Genomic DNA, 22412 nt, shown 5'->3' with positions numbered 1-22412 from the left:
AGCGGCCACATCGTGGTGTGGCGAGGGGGAGACGGGGTGGGGGAGTCGAGTTGGGCGTTGCGCCGTGCTCCCGAGCTGCCGGATGCGGACTTCGAGCGTTGGCGACAGCTGCTGGAATCCCGCGCCGGCATGGTGCTGGACGATCGCCAGCGCAGCTTTCTGCAGATCCAGTTGGCCGCGCGCATGCGCGAACTGGCGATCGCGGACTACGACAGCTACTACCAGGTCGTCTGCGCGGGCATCAGCGGGCGCATCGAATGGGTCCGACTGCTCGATCGGCTGACCATCCAGGCCACCCGCTTCTTTCGCCATCCCCCTTCCTTCGCGCTGCTGGAAGCCTATGTGAGTGAATTCGCCCGGACCACCGAGGGCCAGGGGCTGACCCTGTGGAGTCTGGGGTGCGCCAGTGGCGAGGAAGCGTTTTCGATGGCCATCAGTACCGCCGAAGTCCTGGCACGGCAGGCGCGACCCCTGACGTTCGCCCTGACCGGCACCGACATCAGCAGCGAAGCCCTGCGCCAGGCGCGGCAGGGTAGCTACAGCCTGCAGCGGCTGGCCGGCGTGTCGGCCAGTCTGCGCGAGCGCTATTTCCGTGCCCAGGCGGACGGCAGTTTCGAGGTCGCCGCCGGCTTGGCGGAGCGACTGTGCTTTGCCCGGCTCAATGTGCTGGAACTGGGCCAGGCCCCCTTGCAGGGGCTCAATGTCATTTTTTGTCAGAACTTGCTGATTTATTTCCGCCGCTGGCTGCGTCGAGACCTGCTCAATCAGCTGGTCCAGCGGCTTGCACCGGGTGGGCTCTTGGTCCTGGGTGTCGGTGAGGTGAGCAATTGGAGCCACCCGCAACTGGTACCCGTCGATCATCCCGAAGTCCTGGCGTTCACCCGCCAGCCAGACCACCCGGCATGACAGGAGCCGAGATGATCGATCGACACGACTACGTAGCCCTCGAGTGGGTCAAGGGAGAGATCGCCGAAACCTTGCAGCAGGCCCGCAAGGCGCTCGAGGCGTTCGTCGACAACCCGCACGACCGTAGCCGCCTGGGTTTCTGTCGGACCTATGTGCACCAGGTCTACGGCACCCTGCAGATGGTGGAGTTCTATGGCGCCGCGCTGCTCGCCGAGGAAATGGAACTGCTGCTGCAGGCCCTCCACGAAGAGCGGGTGAACAGCTCGGACGAGGCGCTGGAGGTGCTGATGCAGGCCATCCTGCAGGTACCGCCCTATCTGGATCGGGTCCTCGAGGCCCGCCGCGATCTGCCACTGGCCATCCTGCCGCTGCTCAACGACCTGCGCTCGGCGCGTGGTGAAAAGCTGCTCTCGGAAACCAGCCTGTTCTCGCCGGATCTGTCCGCCACGCCGCTGTCGCTGAGCGATGCCGAACTGGCCGACCGCGCCGCGCCGGACTGGCTGCCACGGCTGCGCAAGCTGCGCCAGGCGCTGCAAGGTGCCCAGGTCGGGCTGTTCCGCGACCGCGATGTCCAGTTGCACCTGGATTACCTGCTGCGGGTCTTCGAGCGCCTGGACCAGCTCTGCGCCGGTTCGCCCTTTGGCGCCCTCTGGCCGGTGGCGGCGGGACTGACCGAATTGCTGCAGGCCGGCGAGCTGGACAACAGCAGCTCGATCCGCGGTCTGCTGCGACAATTGGATCGTGAACTCAAGCGGCTCATCAGCGATGGCGTGACCACCCTCAACCAGCCGGCGCCGGCCGATCTGCTGAAGAATCTGCTGTTCTATCTGGCCAAGGCGCCGGTGCAGAGTCCGCGCATCGCCGCGCTCAAGGCCCACTACCGTCTCGACGAAGCCCTGCCGGATGCCGAGCTGGTGGGTTTCGAGCGCTCGCGCATCGTCGGTCCGGATCGCGAGGCCATGCGTTCGGTGGTGACTGCGCTCTGCGAAGAGCTGGTGCAGATCAAGGACAGCCTGGACCTGTTCGTGCGCAGCGATCGCCAGCAGCCCGCCAGCCTGCGGGGCCTGTTGGCACCGCTCAAGCAGATCGCCGATACCCTGGCGGTGCTGGGCTTCGGTCAGCCGCGCAAGGTGGTGCTGGAGCAGCACGAATCCGTCGCCGACCTGGCCGCTGGCGTGCACGACGCCAGCGATGCCGCCCTGATGGACATCGCCGGGGCGCTGCTCTATGTCGAAGCCACCCTGGCCGGCATGGTCAGCGGCAACGAGGTCGGCGATGCCGAAGAGAGCCGCCTGCCCACCACCGACATCGATCAGTTGCACCGGGTGGTGGTGCGCGAGGCGCGCAATGGCCTGGAGCAATCCAAGGACGCCATCATCGAGTTCATCGCCTCCCAGTGGAACCATGTCCACCTGGAGCCGGTGCCTCTGCTGCTGACCCAGGTGCGTGGCGGCCTGGCGATGATCCCGCTGGAGCGGGCCGCGGCCCAGGTGCAGGCGGCCAACGACTACATCTGCCAGCAACTGCTGGGCAAGCAGGCGGTGCCGGACTGGCAGAGCCTGGATACCCTGGCCGACGCCATCACCAGCGTCGAGTATTACCTGGAGCGCCTGGCGGAAGATCCGTCCACGCCCCACGACATGATTCTCGACATCGCCGACGAGAGTCTCATCGCCCTCGGCTATCCGCCCAAGGCGGGCGGCGAAGGCGCGGCGGCGGAGGCGGAGGCGCCCCTGGTCTCCAGCGCGGTCGAGACGCTGCCTCTGGATCGCCCGGAAGAGCCGGCGCCGGAAGCGGAGCCGGTGCTCGAAGAGACGCTGGAACTCACCGCCCTGCCGATCGAGGAGCCTGCGGACGCTGAAGCAGAATCCCACGCCGAATTCCAGTCCGAACCTGACGAGCCTCTGACCGCCGATCGCCAAGCGGACGCGCAGGCAGCGGCCGATGTGGTGGCTGACGCGGCGCATGACGAGGCCGAGCCCGCGGGCGCAGAGGCCGAGGAGCTGCCTGCCGGTATCGAGCTGGACAGCCTGCCGCCGGCGACCGCCGATGCCGATGCGGTCGCCGAGGTGCTGGCCGCGCCGGTCAATCCCATCAATCCCCCGGCGGCGCAGGTGCCGCAGGCGCTGCTGCCACCGGCGGCCGATGCCGAACCGGCCGAGGAAGAGCTGCGCGAGGTCTTTATCGAAGAGGCCGGCGAGGTCCAGGTGGAACTGGAACGCTGGTTGCCGACCTGGCAGGCAGACCCCGAGCAGCGTACCGCGCTGAGTGAATTGCGGCGCAATTTCCATACCCTCAAGGGCAGTGGTCGCATGGTCCAGGCGCTGGTCATCGGCGAGCTGGCCTGGGCCCTGGAGAATCTGTTCAATCGCCGGCTGGACCATAGCGTCGCTCACAGTCCCGCCCTGCAGACGGTGGTCGAGCAGACCTGTGCCCTGCTGCCGGAGCTGGTCGAGGAATACGCCGAGGATCGCCAACGGCAGCGTGATGACGTCGACTGGCTGGCCCACGCCGCCCATGCGCTGGCGCGCAACGAAGCCCTGCCCGAGCGGGCTTCGGCGAGCGACGCAGTTCCCTCCGTGGCGGCGCTGCCTGAGGTGGAGAGCGTCGAGCCCGCGGCAGCGGCACTCGCCGCCGGCGAAGCCGATACCCAGCTGCTGGACATCTTCCGTACCGAGGCCCAGGCGCACCTGGAAACCGTGCGTCGCTTCCTCGAACAGGCCGACGCCGGTAGCGTCCAGCCGGTCTCCGACAATCTCCTGCGCGCCCTGCACACCCTCAAGGGCAGTGCCCATATGGCGGGCAGTTCGCCAATGGCCGAGCTGGCGTCGGCGCTGGAGCGGCTGGCCAAGGAATACAAGCTCGCCCATGTCGCCTTCGCCGAACCCGAGTGCGCCCTGCTGGCCCAGGGGGCCGAGTTGCTGGAGCAGCGGCTGGCTACCCTCGATGAGGGGTCGTTGGCGACCCCTCTGACGGGCGCGGCGGCCGTGATCGAGCACTGCGAGAGACTGCTGGAAGAGCTGAATCCGCAGCTGCCGATCCCCGCAGCACCGCTGCCGGAGCAGCGTGACGTCCTGCGCCTGACCGATTTCCTGATGCCGGCGATGGAGCTGCTGCTGGAAGCCGACGAACGCCTGAATGCCTGGCGCACCGATGGTGGCCTGGCGGCCTGCCCGGATCTGCTGGCCGAACGACTGAATACCTTTGCCGACGGGGCGGCCCGGGTCGGCCTGGCCGATGTCGAGCAACTGGCCGAGGCGCTGCAGGTGGTCTATGCCGCCGCGGCGAGCGGTTCGCTGCCGGCCGATGAAGCCTTTTTCCGCGAGGCGGAGGAAGCCCAGGAAGCCCTGATCAGCATGCTCAATCAATTGGCGGGCGGCATGCGGGCCACCCCCAACGAGGAGCGGATCCAGGGTCTGCGCGCCCTGCTGGCGGGCATTCTCGCCGGGCTGCCCATGGCGGCCACCACCCTGCTGGCCGAGCCCGAACCCGAAGACCTCTTCGATCCGGAAACGGCCACGCCGGTGGCACCCGAGCTGGCGCTCGACGTCGAACTGCCCGCCGAAGCCGAAGCCGAAGCCGAAGCCGAAGCCGAAGCCGAAGCCGAAGCCGAAGCCGAGCCTGACCGCGAGCTGCCGGAAGCGTCGCAGGAGCCGCTGCCGCAGGCCGCGGACACCGAGTCGCCGGACGCCGCGGCGGTCGAGTCGGAGGCTACCGCCACCGTCGATCCGGAGATGCAGCTGATCTTCCTCGAAGAGGCCCAAGATCTGCTGGACAGCGCCGACCGGGCACTGAAACGTTGGCTGGTGGAGCCCCAGCAGAGCTTCCACCTCGGCACCTTGCAGCGCGATCTGCATACCCTCAAGGGCGGTGCCCATCTCGCCGGGGTGGTGCCAGTGGCGCGCCTGGCCACCGAGCTGGACGCCATCTACGAAGGCCTGCTCGACGGCCGCCTCGCCGGTGGTGGCGAACTGGCCCAGCCTCTGCAAGACGCCCATGGCTGCCTGGCGGCGCAGTTGGACGAGCTGGCGGCGGGTACGCCGGTCAGCGAGCATGCCGAGCAGGTCGAGCGCTTGCAGCGCATCCGTACCGGTCACCTTGATGACCTGGCCGCAGGTGAATCTGAGCCAGCTCCAGGCCAGGTGGATGCCGCCAGTGACATCGATGACCCGGTAGCGGACAGTGCGCCCGAGACCGAGTCCCAGCACCCGGAACCGCTGCCCATGGCCGCTGTGCCGGAGGCGGACGAAGGTCCTGACGCTGAGCTGCTGGCCATCTACATCGAAGAGAGTCGCGACCTGCTCGACAGCATGGCGACCTCGCTGCGCGCCTGGGAAGCCGAGCCGCATAACAGTCTCGCGCTGGAATCCCTGCTGCGTGACCTGCATACCCTCAAGGGCGGTGCACGCCTGGCCGAGGTGGATGCCATCGGCGATCTGGCCCATGCCCTGGAGGCCTTCTATGAAGGCCTGGCGCGGGGACGGATCAAGCCCGGCGCAGAACTGGGCGGCCTGCTGCAGCGTTGCCATGACCGCCTGCACGAACAACTCGAAGCTCTGGCCCAGGGGCAGGCTCCGGCACCTGCCACTGACCTCATCGAGGCCCTGCGCAATTATCGCGGAGCGCCGCTGGCAGCGAGCGTGACCGCCACCGCTGTGGCCGTTGCCACGCCGGTCTTCGACGCAGACACCGACGCGGAAATCCTCGAGATCTTCATCGAGGAGGCCCAGGACCTGCTGGTCAGCATGGACGAGGCCCTGGCCGGCTGGCCGGCCGCGCCCGAGGTGGCAGTGGACGAGCTGCTGCGCTGTCTGCATACCCTCAAGGGCGGCGCTCGCCTGGCTGGCCTTCATGGCCTGGGCGAGCAAGCCCATGGACTGGAACAGCAACTGGTCGAGTTGCGTTCGCAGGCCGTAGGGCTGGGCGCAGGCGACCGCGTTCGCGACCTGGCGACCCAGGGAGTCGACGGGCTGCAACTGGCCGTGGCCCAGTTGTCGCTGCCTGCCACGCCCCTGACGGTCGCACCCCAGGCGTCGGACGCGCCCGCCGACCTTGAGCAGCAGTCCTTCGAAGCCGACCTGCCGCTGGCCGCGACGGACGCGGATGCTGACGTTGCAGACTCTCCAGGCGTGGACGGCGCAGCCGGTGCGCAACACGCACCGACCGAATTGCCGGTGGCAGGCGTTGCCGTGGCGCCGCTCATGGTGGCGGCCGAGACGCCCGCGGCGCCCATTGCGCCGCTGCCCTTCGTGCAGCGCCTGCAGCAGGTCCGCCAGCAGGCGGCGCAGCGGCGCTCTTCCCAGGAATTGGTGCGGGTGCCGGCCGCGTTGCTGGAACAGCTGGTCAACCTGGCCGGCGAGACCTCGATCTTCCGCGGTCGCGTCGAACAGCAGGTCAGCGACATCGGCACCACCCTCGGCGAGATGGAAGCCACCATTGAGCGGGTCCGCGATCAGCTGCGCAGGCTGGATACCGAGACCCAGGCGCAGATCATCAGTCGTCACCACGAAGACGTGGATCGCGCCGGCTACGAGGATTTCGATCCCCTGGAGCTGGATCGCTATTCCCAGCTGCAGCAGCTGTCCCGGGCGCTGTTCGAATCGGCTTCCGACCTCCTGGATCTGAAGAACACCCTGGGCCAGCGCAATCGCGATGCCGAGACCCTATTGCTGCAGCAGGCGCGGGTTAACACCGAGTTGCAGGAAAGCCTCATGCAGACGCGCATGGTGCCTTTCGAGCGCATGGTGCCGCGGCTGCACCGGGTGGTACGTCAGGTCAGCGCCGAACTGGACAAGCCGGTCGAGCTGCAGGTCGGCAACGCCGAGGGCGAGCTGGACCGCACGGTGCTCGAGCGGATCATTCCGCCGCTGGAGCACATGCTGCGCAACGCCATCGACCACGGGGTCGAGGACGCCGCCGGGCGCCAGCGCGCCGGCAAGCCGGCCGAGGGCGTGATCAGCCTGGATCTGCGCCGCGAGGGCGGCGACATCATCCTGACCCTGGCCGACGACGGTCGTGGCATCGATCTGGCCGCGGTGCGCCGCAAGGCCATCGAGCGCGGCCTGATGGCGGAAGACGCGCAGCTCACCGATCAGGAACTGCTGCAATTCATCCTCGAATCCGGCTTTTCCACGGCGCCAACCGTCACCCAGATTTCCGGACGTGGCGTGGGCATGGACGTGGTGCACCAGGAGGTGAAACAGCTCGGCGGCAGCGTGGACATCCACAGCGTGGCGGGCGAGGGGACGCGCTTCACCATCCGCCTGCCCTTCACCGTGTCGGTGAACCGCGCGCTCATGGTGCATGCCGGCGACGATCTCTATGCCGTGCCGCTCAACACCATCGAAGGCATCGTGCGGGTGACCGCGGCCGATCTCGAACGCTATTACCGTCCGGGAGCGGCCACCTTCGAATACGGCGGCCAGCACTATGACCTGCGCTACCTGGGGCACCTGCTCGGCAATGGCCAGCAGCCCAAGCTGAGTGGTCAGAGTCTGCCACTGCCGGTGGTGCTGGTGCGCGCCGCCGAATACGCGGTGGCCGTGCAGGTGGATGCGGTGGCCGGCTCGCGGGAGATCGTGGTGAAGAGCCTGGGTCCGCAATTCGCCGGGGTGCCGGGTCTGTCCGGTGCCACCCTGCTGGGGGACGGGCGCGTGGTGGTGATTCTCGACCTGCTGGCGATGATCCGCAGTCAGCGCGCCAGTGGCGAAGAGCTGGCGCGACTGGCGCAGGGTCCGGCCACCGTGGCCGAGGTCACCCGACCGGCGCTGGTCATGGTGGTCGACGATTCGGTCACGGTGCGCAAGGTCACCAGCCGCCTCTTGGAACGCCACGGCATGGAGGTCTTCACCGCCAAGGACGGGGTGGACGCCATCGCCCAGTTGCAGGAGCGGCAGCCGGACATCCTGCTGCTGGACATCGAGATGCCGCGCATGGACGGCTTCGAGGTGGCGACCCTGGTGCGCCACGATGCGCGCCTCAAGGACCTGCCGATCGTGATGATCACCTCCCGTACCGGGGAAAAACACCGCGAGCGGGCGCTGAGCCTGGGCGTGAACGAATACCTGGGCAAGCCCTACCAGGAGAGCGAACTCCTGGCCCACATCCATCGGTTGGTCAGGGAACATGACTGAGATGCACACCGCCCGCGTCGCCATCCTGGCCGACAGTCCGCTGCAGCGTCACGTGCTGCAGCAGGTGCTGGCCGACAATGGCTATCACGTCGTCCTCAACAGCGATCCGGAGCGCTTCGACGAAGCGGCCTGGCCCACGGTCGCGACCGACCTCTGGCTGATCGACCTGAGCCAGACCGAGGAATCACCGCTGGTGGACGCGCTGCTGGAGGGGGCTGAGGTGCCCATCCTGTTCGGCGAAGGCCAGGCGCCGGAGCGCTTCACCGATCCCTTCACCCAGTGGGAGAAGCGCCTGATCGGCAAGCTCAAGCGGCTGATCGGCGATCCGGTGGCGGCGGTCGGTCCGGCCCTGGAGACCCTGTTGCAGGACCAGGCGCGCCCCCCGCGCCTGACCCTGCCGGAACCCCTGGCGAATCTGCCGCTGCCCGCCGGCGATCCGGCTCCCGAGGTCTGGTTGCTGGCCGCCTCCCTGGGCGGTCCGGCGGCGGTAAAGGCCTTTCTCGATGCCTTGCCGGGCGGTCTGCCGGTCGGTTTTCTCTATGCGCAGCACATCGGTGACGGCTTTGCCGCCAACCTGCTGCGCGCGGTCGGCCGGCACAGTCAGTGGCACATCCAGGGCGTGCGCCCGGGTGAGCCGGTGCGCTGTGGCGAGGTGGTGGTGGTACCCACCCAGCAGGAACTCACCTTCCGTGTCAACAGCGCCCTGGACATCGTCGAGCGCGCCTGGCCCGAGCCCTATACGCCGTCGATCAGCCAGATGATGCTCAACCTGGCGCAGCACTTCGGCACCCGTTGCGGGGTCATCGTCTTCAGTGGCATGGGCAACGATGGTACCGCCTCGGCGCCCTATGTGCGGCGCCGCGGTGGCACGCTCTGGACCCAGTCGGCGAGCACCTGCATCGCCCCGAGCATGCCGGAAAGCCTGCGCGAATCGGGTCTCGCGACCCTTACCGCCGATCCCCGCGGCCTGGCCGAAGCCCTGGTGGCGCGCCTGGCCGAGCAGCGAAGCTAAAGGAATCTCCGATGTCGACCGCCGCTCCCGCCGAACACCTGACCGGTCTGCTGTTGACCCTGGCCGATCGCACCCTGCTGCTGCCCAATGCGGCGGTGGCCGAACTGGTGCCCTGCCGCGAGATCCGGCCGCTGCCGGTGCAGCCCGACTGGTGCCTGGGACAGGTCGCCTGGCGCGATCTGCGCCTGCCGCTGATCAGCTTCGAGGCGCTCTCCAGCGGCCATGCCGCGCAATTCGACGGCGATCGCCATGCGCGAGTGGCCATTCTCAATGCCCTGGGTGGGCGTGAGCGGGTCCGGTTCCTGGCCCTGCTGATCCGCAGCATTCCGCGTTCGCTGCGCATCACCCCGGAGCTGGCCGCGGCCGAGGTACCCCTGGCCGCCCTGGAGCTGGGCGCGGTGGCCTACGAAGGCGGCACGGCGCGCATCCCCGATCTGATCGGGGTGGAAGAGCGCCTCGCCGCCGCGGGTGTGTTCTAGTCCTGTCGGGTCAGGCGCATCGCGCCGTTTTCTTCACGGCTGATGCCGACGCCGCGATAGTCGGCCAGCGTCGGCAACCCCAGGTCCAACGGCTGGCGATGGGTGGCGGTGATGGCCACGGCATCGGCGCCGGCCGCCTTGGCCGCGGCAAAACCGGCATGGGCATCCTCGAACACCAGGCAATCACCGATCTCCACGCCCAGCTTGCGCGCCCCGGCCAGGAAGCAGTCCGGCGCGGGTTTGCCCTGGGTGACGTCCTCGGCGCAGATCATCACCGGCGGCAGAGCCATGCCCGCGGCGGCCAGGCGGACTTCGGCCAGGCGGCGTGACGCCGAGGTGACCAGGGCCCAACTGCCGGCCGGCAGGCTGGCGAGAAAGGCCGCGGCCCCGGGGATTTCCTGGATGTCCGCGACATCGGCGATCTCCAGTTCGGTGATGGCGCGGGTCTCGGCTTCGATATCGGCGCCGGCGGGCGCGAAGCGCTTCACCGTCTCCACCGCGCGCACGCCGTGCATCACCGCCAGGACGTCCGCCGGGTCGAGGCCATGGCCGAGGGCCCAGGTGCTCCAGGCGCGTTCGGCGGAGGCCACGCTGGTGAGCAGGGTACCGTCCATGTCGAACAGGAAGGCGGCGTAGGGGCGAGAGGGCAGGGTCATCCAGGGCTCCAAAACTATCCGTGGGGAAAGAGGCGGGCCACCGCGGGGCAGCGGCCCAGGTCAGATCATGGGGTCTGGAAATCACCCCAGAGTTGCTGGGCCACGCTCAGGGCCACCACCGGGGCGGTCTCGGTACGCAGCACCCGCGGCCCAAGGCGGGCCGGCTGGAAACCGACGGCGCGGGCGGCCGTGACTTCGGCCTCGCTGAGGCCGCCTTCGGGACCGATCAGCAGCGCCAGACGGGTAGGGCGGGCATGGCTTTCCAGCGGCTCGGCCACCGGGTGCAAGACCAGCTTGAGGTCGGCATCCAGCCCGGTCTGCCAGTCGGCCAGCAACTGTGGCGGATGGATCAGCGGCACCGTGGAGCGCCCGCACTGCTCGCAGGCGCTGATGGCGACCTGACGCCAGTGCTGCAGACGCTTGTCGGCGCGTTCGTCCTTGAGGCGCACCTCGCAGCGTTCGCTGACCAGCGGGGTGATCTCGGCCACCCCCAGTTCGGTGGCCTTCTGGATCGCCCAGTCCATGCGCTCGCCGCGGGACAGGCCTTGGCCGAGGTGGATCCGCAGCGGCGAATCGGGCTGGCCGGGCAGTTCCTCGGTCAGGTCGACGCTGAGGGTTTTCTTGCCCACCGCGGCGACCTGGCCGAGGTACTCCCGGCCGCTGCCGTCGAACAGCTGCACGGCATCCCCCGGTGCCAGGCGCAGCACGCGGCCCAGGTAGTGAGCCTGGGCCTCGGGGAGGTCGAGGCGGCCGAGGGCCAGGGGCAGGTCGAGGTGGCAGCGGGTGAGACGCATGGCGGACTCCAGATCAGCCGGGATCGCGGTGGTTGGGGTGCAGGTCGCTCAGGGCGACGCTGACCGAGGTGCGGGTGGCAAGCTCGATGCCTTCGCTCGCCACCTCGGCGAGGAAGTCGATCTGCTCGGGGGTGATGACATAGGGCGGCAGGAAGTAGACCACGTTGCCCAGGGGGCGCAACAGGGCGCCGCGGGAGAGGGCGTGCTGATAGACGGCCAGGCCACGGCGCTCCTGCCAGGGGTAGGGGGTGCGGCGGGCCTTGTCGGCGGTCATCTCGATGGCCAGGGCCATGCCGGTCTGGCGTACCTCGCCAACGTGGGGATGGTCGACCAGATGCGCGGTGGCCTCGGCCATGCGCCGGGCCAGGGGCTTGTTGGCCGCGATGACGTCGTCCTCGGCGAAGATGTCCAGGGTCGCCAGGGCGGCGGCGCAGGCCAGCGGATTGCCGGTGTAGCTGTGGGAATGCAGGAAGGCGCGCAGGGTGTGGTAGTCGTCGTAGAAAGCCTGGTAGACGGCATCGGTGGTCAGGCAGGCGGCCAGCGGCAGGTAGCCGCCGGTGAGGGCCTTGGACAGGCAGAGGAAATCCGGACGGATGCCGGCCTGTTCGCAGGCGAACATCGTCCCGGTGCGGCCGAAGCCCACGGCGATCTCGTCATGGATCAGGTGCACGCCATAGCGGTCGCAGGCCTCGCGCAACAGGCGCAGATAGACCGGGTGGTACATGCGCATGCCGGTGGCGCCCTGGATCAGCGGCTCGACGATGACCGCGGCGACGCTGGCGTGATGCTCGGCCAGGGTGCGCTCCATGTGCGCGAACATCTGCCGCGAGTGCTCTTCCCAGCCCAGGCCCTCGGGGCGCAGATAGCAGTCGGGGCTCGGCACCTTGAGGGTGTCGAGCAACAGGCCTTGGTAGGTCTCGGTGAACAGCGCCACGTCACCCACCGACATGGCCGCCACCGTCTCGCCGTGGTAGCTGTTGGTCAGGGTGACGAAGCGACGCTTTTCCGGCTGGCCCACGTTGCGCCAGTAGTGATAGCTCATCTTCAGCGCCACCTCGATGCACGAGGAGCCGTTGTCGGCATAGAACACCCGGTCGAGACCGGCCGGGGTCAGGGCGACCAGGCGCTCGGACAGTTCGATCACCGGCTGGTGGCTGAAGCCGGCGAGGATGACGTGCTCCAGCTGGTCGACCTGGGCCTTGATGCGGTCGTTGATGCGCGGATTGGCGTGGCCGAAGACATTGACCCACCAGGAGCTGACCGCGTCCAGGTAGCGGTTGCCGTCGAAGTCCTCCAGCCAGACGCCTTCGCCGCGGCGGATCGGGATCACCGGCAGCTGCTCGTGATCCTTCATCTGGGTGCAGGGGTGCCAGAGCACCTCCAGGTCACGGCGCATCCAGTCGTGATTGGTCATTGGCGGTCTCCTGGCGGCGGGCCCGGCGATAAAAAGGGGGCGCAAGCCTAAGCCAGGGCGCGCGACGGGAGCAAGGCGCGGGCCGATTGCCGGTCGTGGCGGCAGCTAGTGGCTCCGGAGCCGCTGGCGTATGCTGCGCCACCGCCGTTTCCCGGTCCCAGGAGTCTAGAAAAGATGTCGTCGCGTTGGACAGGTTTTACCGTCTGCTTGGCAGCCGGCGTATTCGCTACCAGCCTGAGCGCAGGCGCTGCCGAGAAGGCCCATAAAGAGACGCACAAGGTGCCGGAAAAGGCCGCCGCGGCGCCCGCCGCGCCCAGTGGTCCCTCGGTGATCGTGGTCGGCGCCGGCATGGCCGGTCTGGCCTCGGCCTATGAACTGCAGCAAGCCGGCTGGAACGTGACTCTGCTGGAAGCCGGCGCGCGCGTCGGCGGTCGCTCCGGCCTCGCCTCCAGCGAATGGATCGGCGACACCAAGGCCCAGCCGGTGCTCAATCACTATCTGGACACCTTCAGGCTCAAGACCGTGGACGCGCCGTCCTTTGTGCGCACCCCGGGCTATCTGATCGAGGGCCAGTACTATTCCCAGGACGACCTGGCGCAGAAGCTGCCGGCCGTGGCCGATGCCTTGAAGCGCGTCGACAAGTCCCTGGACGACCTGGCCGCCGCCATCAGCGATCCGCTGCAGCCGACCGCCACCCCGACCCTGCACGCCCTCGACCAGATCAACGCCGCCACCTGGCTGGACAAGCAGAATCTGCCGCCGGTGGCCCGCCAGCTGATCAACCAGCGCATCCGCGTCCGCTACGACGAGCCCTCACGGCTGTCGCTGCTCTATCTGGCCCAGCAGACCCGCGTCTATCGCGGCGTCGAGGACAAGGACCTGCGCGCGTCGCGCCTGCCCGGCGGTAGCGAGGTGCTGGCCCAGGCCTTCGTCAAGCAGATCAAGACGATCAAGACCGACAGCAAGGTAGCGAGCATCGTCCAGGACAAGGACGGCGTCGTGGTCAAGGCCGGTGCCACTGGCTACAAGGCCGACTACGTGGTGATGGCGGTGCCGCTGCGCGCCCTCGGCCAGGTGCAGATGACCCCGGCGCTGGATGCCACCCAGCAGGCGGCGATCAAGGGCACCACCTATGGCTGGCGTGACCAGATCCTGCTCAAGTTCAAGACCCCGGTGTGGGACAGCAAGTCGCGCATGAGCGGCGAGATCTACAGCGACCAGGGCCTGGGCATGCTGTGGGTGGAGCCGGACGTGAAGGGCGGCGCCAATGTGCTGGTCAACCTGGCCGGTGATAGCGCGCGCCTGGTGCAGGCCTTTGGCGACAAGCAGATGGTCGACCAGGTGCTGATCCGCTTCCATGCCTTCTATCCCAAGGCGCGCGGCGCCTTCTCCGGCTACGAAGTCCGCCGCTACAGCCGCGATCCGGGCCTGGGCGGCGCCTACCTGGCCTATGGTCCGGGCCAGATCACCCGCTACTGGCGGTTGTGGGAAAAGCCCACCGGTCGGGTGATCTTCGCTGGCGAGCACACCGATCCGCTGCACCCGGGCACCCTGGAAGGCGCCCTCGCCAGCGGTCAGCGCGCCGCCGGCCAGGTCCGCGACCTCAAGGCCGGCAAGGCCGTGATGCCGGTCGCGGCCAGTGCCAAGACCACCGCCCAGCCGGCTGCTGCGCCCAAGGCCACCGAGGCCGCGCCGGCCAAGGACAGTGGCGAGCACGGCTTCTTCTGGAAGCTGTTCCACTGGTCGTTCTGAGCGTGACCCGAACCCGGACGCTGCCCCTGCGCAGCTTCTGGGCCGGAGCGGACGGGGCCTTGGCGCGCCGTCCGATCCATCGATTCCTTCGATATTGATTCGACACTTTTTCCGCTTTCCATCGATACGTTTGCGGCTAGGCTTAGGCAAAGCTTTTTCAGGAGAGAAAAGCGATGCACTGGCGCAACGACGGCCTTCGCTACGGTCTGGTAAGTCTGGTTCTGCATTGGGTCATGGCCCTGGCGATCGTCGCCATGTTCGCCTCCGGCCTGTGGATGCGGACCCTGGACTACTACGACACCTGGTACCACACCGCCCCCGAACTGCATAAGAGCGCCGGCATTCTCTTGCTGATCGCCCTGGTGCTGCGCCTGCTCTGGCGCCTGGTCAGTCCGCCGCCGCCGGTGGAGGGTAGCCCCCTGGTACGTCGCGCCGCGGGTGCCGGGCACTTCCTGCTCTATGCCTTGATGCTCAGCGTCATGGTGGCCGGCTACCTGATCTCCACCGCCGATGGCGTGGCCATCGATGTCTTCGGCTGGTTCAAGGTCCCGGCGACCCTGAGCGGCCTGCCGGATCAGGCCGATACCGCCGGCAAGATCCACCTCTGGTTCGCCTGGACGCTGATCGTCCTGGCCGGTCTGCACGTGGTGGCCGCGCTCAAGCACCATTTCGTCGACCGCGACGGCACCCTGGTCCGGATGCTCGGCCGGGTCCACACTCCTTCCTGATGTTCGCTTCCCACCACCACATGGAGCTCCATCCAATGCTGAAGAAAACCGTTGCCGCCCTGGCCCTGGGTACCGCTCTGCTGGGCGCTGGCCAGGCCATGGCCGCCGATTACAAGATCGACAAGCAGGGCCAGCACGCCTTCATCCAATTCCGCATCCAGCACCTGGGCTACAGCTGGCTGTACGGCACCTTCAAGGACTTCGACGGCACCTTCAGCTTCGATGCCAAGGATCCGTCCGCCGACAAGGTCAAGGTGACCATCAACACCGACAGCGTCGACACCAACCACGCCGAGCGCGACAAACACCTGCGCAGCGCCGACTTCCTCAACGTCGCCGCCCATCCCCAGGCCAGCTTCGAATCGACCAAGGTCACCCCCACCGGCGACGGCACTGCCGATGTCACCGGCAACCTGACCCTGAACGGCGTGACCAAGCCGGTCACCATCAAGGCCCACTTCATGGGCGAGGGCAAGGATCCGTGGGGCGGCTACCGCGCCGGCTTCGAGGGCACCACCACCCTCAAGCTCAAGGATTTCAACATCCAGAAGGACCTCGGTCCGAAATCCCAGGAAGTGGAATTCATGCTGTCCTTCGAAGGCGTGCGCCAGTAACGGGACGCCCCCAGGTTGTAACCAAAAATGCCGGATTCGTCCGGCATTTTTGTGGGCGGTCGTTTTTGGTGACGAGGCGGGCGGCAGCGCGATCCCCTGGCAGAACTCGCCTCCGGCCTCATGGTCTGCTACCCAGGTCGGTCGCAGCGCCTGGCTTTGTCGCCATCGCCGTGTTCATGAAGCGTCGAAGCATCCGGCGAAATACCCGAGCATGGCACTTGGGTTATTTACAAACAGTCGTGAACGTAAGTATATTTGTCTGATAACAATATCCTATGCTCGAGCCGGTGCGGATCCACAAGGCGCGCTGCGCATGCTCATTTCCCCGCTTTCAAGGACTTTTGATATGCAGATCAAGCCGGCGCATGCCTTTTTCGCTCCCGCCCTGCTGGCCGTGGCCCTGGCCCTGGGCGCCTGCGGCAAGCAGGACAACAAGGACCAGCAGCAGCAACAGCAACAGCAGAAGCCTGCGGAAGTCGGGGTGGTGACGGTGCAACCTCGCACCGTCACCCTGACCGACGAACTGCCCGGGCGTACCTCCGCCTTCCGTATCGCCGAGGTGCGGCCCCAGGTGAGCGGCATCCTGCTCAAGCGCTCCTTCACCGAAGGTGCCGACGTGAAGGCTGGCCAGCAGTTGTATCAGATCGATCCGCGCACCTACGAAGCCAACGTCAATTCCGCCAAGGCCTCCCTGGCCCAGGCCCAGGCGACCCTGGCGTCGAACCGGCTCAAGGCCCAACGCTATGGCGCCCTGGTCAAGGAACAGGCGATCAGCAAGCAGGAAGCCGACGATGCCCTGTCCATGCAACGGCAGAATGAAGCCCAGGTGGAATCGGCCAGGGCCGCCCTGCGCAATGCCGAGATCAATCTGGCCTACACCAAGGTCGCCGCGCCCATCGCCGGCCGCATTGGCCGCTCGATGATGACCGAAGGCGCCCTGGTCACCGCCGATCAGACCACCGCCCTGACCAGCATCACCCAGCTCGATCCCATCTATGTCGACGTCACCCAGTCCGCCACCGACCTCTTGCGTCTGCGCCGCGAGCTGGACAGTGGTCAACTGCAGAAGGTGCAGGGCGAGAACGCCGCCGAGGTCAAGCTGATGCTGGAAGACGGCAGTGCCTACAGCCGTTCCGGCAAGCTCAAGTTCGCCGAGGTCTCGGTGGATCAGGGTACCGGCTCGGTGACCATCCGTGCCGAATTCCCCAACCCCGACAAGCTGCTGCTGCCCGGCATGTTCGTGCGTGCCCAGCTGCAATCGGGGGTGCGCCAGAATGCCATCCTGGTACCCCAGCAAGGGGTCACGCGTGATCAGAAGGGCAAGCCCACCGCCATGGTGGTGAATGGGGAAGGCAAGGTCGAGCTGCGCGAGTTGGTGACCGAGCGGGCCTTGGGTGCCGACTGGTTGGTATCCAAAGGCATCAAAGCGGGTGACAAGGTCATCACCGAAGGTCTGCAGAAGGTTAAACCCGGCGCCAGTGTCACTGCCAAGCCTGCCGGCAACGTCGCCTCCGCCGAGCAGCAGCCGGCCGGTCAGGGCCAATAAAGGGAGCGCCCGATGTCAAAGTTCTTCATCGACCGGCCCATCTTCGCCTGGGTAATCGCCCTGGTGATGATGCTCGCCGGCATCCTGGCGATCGTCAATCTGCCGATCAACCAGTACCCGAACATCGCCGCTCCGGCGGTCTCGATCCAGGTGACCTATCCTGGCGCCTCGGCGCAGACGGTGCAGGACACCGTGGTCCAGGTCATCGAGCAACAGATGAACGGGATCGACAACCTCAGGTACATCTCCTCGGAGTCCAACTCCGACGGCAGCATGACCATCATCGTGACCTTCAATCAGGGTACCAACTCGGACATCGCCCAGGTCCAGGTGCAGAACAAGCTGCAGCTGGCGACGCCCTTGCTGCCACAGGAAGTGCAGCAACAGGGTATCCGCGTCGCCAAGTACCAGCGCAACTTCATGATGGTGGTGGGCCTGGTCTCCAAGGACGGCTCCCTGACCAAGGACGACCTGTCCAACTACATCGTCTCCAACATGCAGGATCCCATCGCGCGGACCAGCGGTGTCGGCGACTTCCAGGTATTCGGCTCGCAGTACGCCATGCGTATCTGGCTGGATCCGGACAAGCTGTTCAAGTATCAGCTGACCCCGGTCGATGTCAGCAATGCGGTCAGCAGCCAGAACGTGCAGATCGCCTCGGGTCAGCTCGGTGGCCTGCCGGCGGTCAAGGGCCAGCAGCTCAACGCCACCATCATCGGCAAGACCCGCCTGACCTCGGCCGAGGAATTCGGCAAGATCTTCCTCAAGGTGGATCAGAGCGGTGCCCAGGTTCGGCTGCGTGACGTCGCGCGGATCGAACTGGGTGGCGAGAACTCGTCCATCGATGCCCAGTTCAACGGTAAGCCGGCTTCGGGTATGGCCCTGCGTCTGGCCACCGGGGCCAACGCCCTGGACACCGCCAAGGCGGTCCACGCCACCATCGACCGCCTCAAACCGTTCATGCCCGAAGGCATGGACGTGGTCTATCCCTATGACACCACGCCGGTAGTGACCGCGTCCATTCACGAGGTGGTCAAGACCCTGGGTGAGGCGATCCTGCTGGTGTTCCTGGTGATGTTCCTGTTCCTGCAGAACTTCCGGGCCACCCTGATTCCGACCATGGCCGTACCGGTAGTCCTGCTGGGTACCTTCGCGGTGCTGCTGGCCGCCGGTTTCACCATCAACATCCTGACCATGTTCGGCATGGTGTTGGCCATCGGCCTGCTGGTGGACGATGCCATCGTGGTGGTGGAAAACGTCGAGCGGGTGATGGCCGAGGAGGGGCTCTCGCCCAAGGAAGCGACCCGTAAGTCGATGGAGCAGATCCAGGGCGCCCTGGTGGGTATCGCTCTGGTGCTGTCGGCGGTGTTCGTGCCCATGGCCTTCTTTGGCGGCTCCACCGGGGTGATCTATCGCCAGTTTTCCATCACCATCGTCACTTCCATGGCGTTGTCTGTGCTGGTGGCTCTGGTCTTCACGCCCGCGCTGTGCGCCAGCATGCTCAAGCCGGTCAAGCAGGGGCACCACGAGAAGCGTGGTTTCTTCGGCTGGTTCAATCGCAAGTTCGAGAGCGGCCAGCACCGTTACGAGCGCAGCGTCGCCGCGGTGATCCGCCACAAGATCCCGTTCCTGCTGGTCTATGTGGTCATCGTCGCCGGCATGGCTTTCCTGTTCACGCGCATTCCCTCGTCCTTCCTGCCAGAAGAAGACCAGGGCATTCTGTTCGGCCAGGTCACGACACCGCCCGGTTCGTCCGCCGAGCGCACCCAGCAGGTGCTCGATACCATGCGCGAGCAGATGATGAAGAACGAGCCAGCCGTGGGTTCGATGTTCACCGTCAACGGCTTCAACTTCGCAGGTCGCGGTCAGAGTTCGGGCTTGGCGTTCATCCAGTTGAAACCCTGGGACCAGCGCCCTGATGCCAACGACGCCGCCGGTGCGGTTGCCGGACGCGCCATGGGCTATCTCTCGCAGATCCGGGATGCCATCGTCTTCGTGGTGGTACCGCCCGCGGTACTGGAGCTGGGTAACGCCACTGGTTTCGACTTCTATCTGCAGGACAACGGCGGCATTGGCCACGAGGCGCTCATGGCCGCGCGCAATCAGCTGCTCGGCATGGCTGCGCAGAATCCCAAGCTGATGCAGACCCGGCCCAACGGTCTCAACGACGAGCCGCAGTTCAAGCTCATCGTCGACGACGAAAAGGTGCGGGCGCTCGGTTTGTCGCAGAGCGATGTCAATCAGACGCTGTCCAGCGGCTGGGCCTCCAGTTACATCAACGACTTCATCGATCGTGGTCGGGTGAAGAAGGTGTACATGCAGGGCGAAGCCAGCGCACGGATGAATCCCGAGGATTTCAACAAGTGGTACGTGCGCAACGGCTCGGGCGAGATGGTGCCGGTGTCGGCCTTCGCCCGTGGCGAGTGGATCTACGGCTCGCCCAAGCTGGAGCGCTACAACGGCATCTCCTCGCTGGAGATCCTGGGATCCGCCGCGCCTGGCTACAGTACCGGTGACGCCATGGCCGAGATCGAGCGCATGGCCAAGGACCTGCCGCAGGGCGTGGGTATCGCCTGGACCGGTCTGTCCTACGAGGAGCGGCTGTCGGGCTCCCAGGCACCGGCGCTCTATGCCTTGTCGATGCTGGTGGTGTTCCTTTGCCTGGCGGCGCTGTACGAGAGTTGGTCGATTCCGATCGCGGTGCTCCTGGTCGTGCCACTGGGCGTCATCGGTGCGCTGTTGGCCACCTACTTCCGCGGCCTCGCCAACGACGTGTTCTTCCAGGTCGGTCTACTCACCACCATTGGCCTGGCGGCGAAGAACGCCATCCTGATCGTGGAATTCGCCAAGGAGCTGCACGAGGGCGGCAAGAACATCGTCGACGCGGCGGTGGAAGCGTCACGCATGCGCCTGCGGCCCATCATCATGACCTCCATGGCCTTCATCCTGGGCGTGGTACCCCTGGCGATCTCCTCGGGTGCCAGCTCCGGCAGCCAGCACGCCGTGGGTACCGGCGTGATCGGCGGCATGCTCACCGCCACGGTACTGGCGATCTTCTGGATTCCCATGTTCTACGTGGTGGTCAGCAGCCTGTTCAAGGACAAGGCCACCAAGGACCAGGAAGCCCATGGCAAGGAAGGACACTGATATGAAGAAGTCTGTCTTGGCGGTGGTCGTGGGCATGCTGGCCGTCTCCGGCTGCAGCCTGATCCCCGATTACCAGCGGCCCAATGCACCGGTGGAGAACGCCTGGCCCCACGGCCAGGCCTACGATGCCCTGACGGTCAATCGCGACCAGCAGGCGGCCGACATCGGCTGGCGCGATTTCTATCGCGACCCGGCGCTGCAGCAGTTGATCCAGCTGTCGCTGGACAACAACCGCGACCTGCGCCAGGCCGCCCTGAACGTGCGGCTGTATCAGGCGCAATACCGCGTGCAGCGCGCCGAGCTGTTTCCCGACATCGGCGTCAGCGGCACCGGGACCCGTACCCGGTCACCCGAGGACCTGAGCCAGGTCTCCGCCATCCGCGAACTGCTCGCCGGCAACAGCGCCGATGGCGCGGGGGGTGGCGGCGGTGGCAGCATCAGCAGCCAGTACAGCGTGACCCTGGGTTTCACCTCCTATGAGTTGGACCTGTTCGGGCGCCTGCGCAGCCTCAGCGAGCAGGCGCTGCTCAACTACTTCGCCACCAGCGAAGGACGCCGCAGCACCCAGATCTCGCTGGTCTCGGAAGTAGCCAACGCCTACTACGCCTGGCTCACCGACCAGCGCATGCTGCAACTGACCCGCGAGACCCTCGCCGCCTACCAGCGCTCCTACGACCTGACCCGCCAGACCGTGGAGAACGGCGTGGCCAGCGGGCTGGACCTGCGCCAGTCGCGCACCGCCCTGGAAGGGGCGCGGGCGAATCTGGCCCAGTACACCCGCCAGGTTGCCCAGGATCGCAATGCCCTGACCCTGCTGCTGGGCACCTCGATCCCGGCGGACCTGCCGCAAGGCAAGGGCCTGGATGGCAAGGACCTGCTCGCCGATCTGCCGGCCAACCTGCCGTCGGATCTCTTGCAGAAGCGTCCGGACATCCTCCAGTCCGAGCTGCAGCTGCGCGCCGCCAACGCCAACATCGGCGCGGCCCGGGCGGCCTTCTTCCCGCGCATCAGCCTGACCGCCCAGGGCGGCACGGCCAGCCGGGATCTCAATGGCCTGTTCGACGCCGGTTCCGGCTACTGGACCTTCTCGCCAAGCATCAACATCCCGATCTTCACGGCCGGTAGCCTCAAGGCCAGCCTGGATGCGGCCAAGATCCAGAAGGACATCAACGTCGCCACCTACGAGAAGTCGATCCAGACCGCCTTCCGCGAGGTGGCCGATGCCCTGGCGGCGAAGGGCACCTACGACGACCAGCTGCAGGCCCAGCAGGACCTGGTGCAGGCCAGCCAGGAATACTACGACCTGGCCAACCTGCGCTATCGCCAGGGCATCGACAACTACCTCACGGTACTCGACGCCCAGCGCTCGCTGTATAGCGCCCAGCAGCAACTGATCACCGATCGGCTCAACCAGCTCAACAGCGAGGTCACCCTGTACAAGGCCCTCGGCGGTGGCTGGCTGGAGCGCAGCCAGACGCGACCGCCACTGGCGGCCAAGCCCTGACCCTGGTTTGAAGAGACGCCGGCCCGAGCCGGCGTTTCCTTGTCCGCCATCCCCGTCTATCGACGCCGCTGGGGGGCTGGGTATACTGCCCCCTGTCCCTTTCTCTGGAGTTTCTGCATGCGCTATCGCCTGTTGCTCGGCCTGCTCGCCGCCACTGGTCTGACCCTGGCCGGCTGTGCCAGCAGCCCTCAGCAATTGAGTCCGCAACCCCAGATCACCGCGCCCATCGCGCCGGTCGGCCAGGGCCAGCCGGTCTCGGTCCGCGTGGTCGACGGTCGCTCCTCCTTCACCCTGGGCACCCGTGGCGGGCTCTATCCCGACACCAGCGTGGTGGTGGTGCAGACCCAGGACGTGATTCCCAAGCTGCAGGCGGAAGCCGAGAAGGCCGTACGCCAGATGGGCTTCACCCCGTCGCCCAATGCCGGCCCGGGTGCGCCCCAGCTGACCCTGACCCTGGCCGAGCTGAACTACCAGTCGCCCAAGGAACTGTACGTCACCGCCTCCGATGTCGCCGCGGCCTTCCAGGTGGACGTGCGCAACAGCCAGCGTGGCTACCGCGGCCGCTACGGCGCCAGCCTCAACCAGCGCTTCGGCATGGCACCCAACGCCGAGGCCAACACCAAGCTGGTCAGCGATGTGCTGAGCGATGCCCTGACCCGGGTGTTCAAGGATCCGACCGTGGTGCAGGTGCTCAGCGGTCGCTGAAAACCTGACGCCCACAAAAAAG

14 protein-coding genes are annotated in these 22412 nt (G+C 66.9%); 11 read left to right on the top strand and 3 right to left on the bottom strand.

Going from position 1 to position 22412, the window contains the following annotated elements:
- Positions 1 to 57 precede the first annotated feature (57 nt).
- The 4 genes from C722_RS0113335 to C722_RS0113320 are packed head-to-tail and all read left to right on the top strand — an operon-like array spanning position 58 to position 9530.
- The gene (locus C722_RS0113335) at positions 58 to 906 is read left to right on the top strand and encodes a protein-glutamate O-methyltransferase CheR (protein WP_017640973.1); all 849 of its coding nucleotides are present in this window, start codon (positions 58 to 60) and stop codon (positions 904 to 906) included.
- Between the two features lie 11 nt (positions 907 to 917).
- Positions 918 to 8039: an Hpt domain-containing protein gene (locus C722_RS0113330; protein ID WP_017640972.1), complete on the top strand. Its 7122-nt coding sequence runs from the start codon at positions 918 to 920 to the stop codon at positions 8037 to 8039.
- On the top strand, positions 8032 to 9051 hold the full coding sequence (locus C722_RS0113325; RefSeq protein ID WP_026083831.1) for a chemotaxis protein CheB: 1020 nt from the start codon (positions 8032 to 8034) through the stop codon (positions 9049 to 9051). Before C722_RS0113330 ends, C722_RS0113325 begins: the two co-directional genes overlap by 8 nt.
- An 11-nt stretch (positions 9052 to 9062) precedes the next feature.
- Positions 9063 to 9530: a chemotaxis protein CheW gene (locus tag C722_RS0113320; protein WP_017640970.1), complete on the top strand. Its 468-nt coding sequence runs from the start codon at positions 9063 to 9065 to the stop codon at positions 9528 to 9530.
- On the opposite strand, the gene C722_RS0113315 is transcribed toward C722_RS0113320, so the two are convergent.
- The 3 genes from C722_RS0113315 to C722_RS0113305 form a co-directional block, all read right to left on the bottom strand.
- Positions 9527 to 10186 (bottom strand): HAD-IA family hydrolase, encoded by a 660-nt coding sequence (locus C722_RS0113315; RefSeq protein ID WP_017640969.1) that lies wholly within the window; start codon positions 10184 to 10186, stop codon positions 9527 to 9529. The genes C722_RS0113320 and C722_RS0113315 overlap by 4 nt on opposite strands.
- 65 nt (positions 10187 to 10251) lie before the next feature.
- The gene (locus C722_RS0113310; protein WP_017640968.1) at positions 10252 to 10980 is read right to left on the bottom strand and encodes a 16S rRNA (uracil(1498)-N(3))-methyltransferase; all 729 of its coding nucleotides are present in this window, start codon (positions 10978 to 10980) and stop codon (positions 10252 to 10254) included.
- A gap of 13 nt (positions 10981 to 10993) precedes the next feature.
- Positions 10994 to 12394 carry an adenosylmethionine--8-amino-7-oxononanoate transaminase gene (locus tag C722_RS0113305; protein ID WP_017640967.1) on the bottom strand — a complete coding sequence of 467 codons (1401 nt, stop codon included), beginning with the start codon at positions 12392 to 12394 and terminating at the stop codon, positions 10994 to 10996.
- 174 nt (positions 12395 to 12568) lie between these two features.
- Between C722_RS0113305 and C722_RS24920 the strand changes: the two genes are divergently transcribed.
- The 7 genes from C722_RS24920 to C722_RS0113270 all read left to right on the top strand — a co-directional run bounded on the left by C722_RS24920 (position 12569) and on the right by C722_RS0113270 (position 22390).
- Positions 12569 to 14146: a flavin monoamine oxidase family protein gene (locus C722_RS24920; protein WP_037063910.1), complete on the top strand. Its 1578-nt coding sequence runs from the start codon at positions 12569 to 12571 to the stop codon at positions 14144 to 14146.
- A gap of 173 nt (positions 14147 to 14319) precedes the next feature.
- On the top strand, positions 14320 to 14874 hold the full coding sequence (locus C722_RS0113295) for a cytochrome b (RefSeq protein ID WP_017640965.1): 555 nt from the start codon (positions 14320 to 14322) through the stop codon (positions 14872 to 14874).
- A gap of 35 nt (positions 14875 to 14909) precedes the next feature.
- Positions 14910 to 15488, top strand: coding sequence for a YceI family protein (locus C722_RS0113290; protein WP_017640964.1), 579 nt, complete (start codon positions 14910 to 14912; stop codon positions 15486 to 15488).
- Positions 15489 to 15834: 346 nt separating this feature from the next.
- Entirely contained in the window at positions 15835 to 17034 is a 1200-nt protein-coding gene (locus tag C722_RS0113285; protein ID WP_017640963.1) for an efflux RND transporter periplasmic adaptor subunit, read from the top strand.
- 12 nt (positions 17035 to 17046) lie between these two features.
- The gene (locus C722_RS0113280) at positions 17047 to 20181 is read left to right on the top strand and encodes an efflux RND transporter permease subunit (protein WP_017640962.1); all 3135 of its coding nucleotides are present in this window, start codon (positions 17047 to 17049) and stop codon (positions 20179 to 20181) included.
- Between the two features lies 1 nt (position 20182).
- A complete protein-coding gene (gene adeC / locus C722_RS0113275) occupies positions 20183 to 21685 on the top strand; it encodes an AdeC/AdeK/OprM family multidrug efflux complex outer membrane factor (protein ID WP_017640961.1) in 1503 nt (500 codons plus the stop codon).
- 117 nt (positions 21686 to 21802) lie between these two features.
- Positions 21803 to 22390 carry a YajG family lipoprotein gene (locus C722_RS0113270; protein WP_007161696.1) on the top strand — a complete coding sequence of 196 codons (588 nt, stop codon included), beginning with the start codon at positions 21803 to 21805 and terminating at the stop codon, positions 22388 to 22390.
- Positions 22391 to 22412 lie beyond the last annotated feature (22 nt).

The sequence above is a fragment of the Pseudomonas sp. 313 genome (assembly GCF_000316965.1).
GTDB classification, from domain to species: domain Bacteria; phylum Pseudomonadota; class Gammaproteobacteria; order Pseudomonadales; family Pseudomonadaceae; genus Chryseomonas; species Chryseomonas benzopyrenica.
Note: the sequence above shows the minus strand (reverse complement) of the source record. Positions and strands in the feature narration are given on the sequence as shown.